2 tRNA genes and 1 rRNA gene are annotated in these 675 nt (G+C 45.9%); all 3 read left to right on the top strand.

Going from position 1 to position 675, the window contains the following annotated elements:
• Positions 1–79: ribosomal RNA gene (locus tag ACO0K9_RS28025) — 16S ribosomal RNA — on the top strand; the annotation flags it as partial.
• A 111-nt stretch (positions 80–190) separates the two neighbouring features.
• Positions 191–267, top strand: a tRNA-Ile gene (locus tag ACO0K9_RS28020).
• Positions 268–387: 120 nt separating this feature from the next.
• Positions 388–463, top strand: a tRNA-Ala gene (locus tag ACO0K9_RS28015).
• Positions 464–675: the final 212 nt, after the last annotated feature.

Raw genomic sequence — 675 nt, 5'->3', positions numbered from 1 at the left:
TACCACGGCAGGGTTCGTGACTGGGGTGAAGTCGTAACAAGGTAGCCGTATCGGAAGGTGCGGCTGGATCACCTCCTTTCTAGAGTAGCGTGTAGTGAAGTGTCCACACTTATTGACTGTTAATGATAATGAACAGAGAACGGTTTGCGTCGGGGTAGCAATGACCGGACAGCGACTGAAGTTCAGTAGCGGGTCTGTAGCTCAGTTGGTTAGAGCACCGTGTTGATAACGCGGGGGTCGTTGGTTCGAGCCCAACCAGACCCACCACCAAACACACTATGCAAGAGCGATTTTGCGTAGAAGTTGTTCTAAAAAAGAACTGGCTCTGCCAGGCTTTTTTAGGAAGCTCAACCAAACAAAAGTAGGTTTGTACTTTTGTTTGAACAAGGGGGATTAGCTCAGCTGGGAGAGCACCTGCTTTGCAAGCAGGGGGTCGTCGGTTCGATCCCGTCATCCTCCACCAAGAAATCACAAACCTAAGTCAGTGCAGTAGTTGGCACCGGGGTTTAGGTTTGTACTTTCAAAGCGAAAGACAGAGTAATAAAAGTAGTTCTCGTTCTTTAACAATTTAGAAGAAGTAAAGTAGAAATAATCAAAATTATTTCTGTAAAGAGAAGCTGACAACGACAGTTGTGAGTGGAAATTATGGAAGGGTTGTGATTGTATCGAACAAAC

It is taken from the genome of Undibacterium sp. Ji50W (genome assembly GCF_049340445.1).
Lineage (GTDB): Bacteria > Pseudomonadota > Gammaproteobacteria > Burkholderiales > Burkholderiaceae_D > Undibacterium.
The sequence above is the reverse complement of the archived record's forward strand: the minus strand, read 5'-3'. Positions and strand labels throughout refer to the sequence as shown.